Source organism: Microbispora sp. ZYX-F-249 (assembly GCF_039649665.1).
Lineage (GTDB): Bacteria > Actinomycetota > Actinomycetes > Streptosporangiales > Streptosporangiaceae > Microbispora > Microbispora maris.
In genome coordinates, this window is record NZ_JBDJAW010000162.1 from 1 (window position 1) to 562 (window position 562).

Below are 562 nucleotides of genomic sequence, written 5' to 3' on the forward strand. Positions count from 1 at the left end.
TCGTCCAGTTCCCCCGGGATGCTCTCGGCCTGCGGTCCGACATGGTCGGGCGGCTCGCCGCGGCGCCGTTTCCCGTCCGGACCGGCATCACCGGCGTCCTGGCCGCACACCTCAAGCACCTGGCCGGCAACGCCGAGAGCCTCACCCCGCACAGCGCGCGGGCCGTGGCCGCCGTCACCCTCGACCTGATCGCGGCCGCCTACGCCGACCGGCTCGAGGCCGACGACGCACTGACCCCCGAAGCACGACGCCAGGCCCTGCTGTCCCTGATCCACGACTTCATCCGGCAACGGCTCGGCGACCCGGACCTGACCCCGGAAACGATCGCCGCGGCACACCAGATCTCCGTACGGCACCTGTACACGCTCTTCCGGGAACAGGGCCTCACCGTGGCGGCCTGGATCCGCCGGCTCCGGCTGGAACAGTGCCACCACGACCTCGCCGACCCCCGGCAGCGCTCCCTCACCATCCAGGCCATCGCCGCCCGCCGGGGCTTCACCGACGCCGCGACCTTCAGCCGCGCCTTCCGCGCCGCCTACGGCATGTCACCACGCGACCACCG

1 protein-coding gene is annotated in these 562 nt (G+C 73.0%); it reads left to right on the plus strand.

Annotation, left to right across the window (positions count from 1 at the left end; all coding sequences use genetic code 11):
- On the plus strand, window positions 1-562 hold a 562-nt coding region (locus AAH991_RS40225; RefSeq protein ID WP_346231204.1), incomplete at both ends, for a helix-turn-helix domain-containing protein.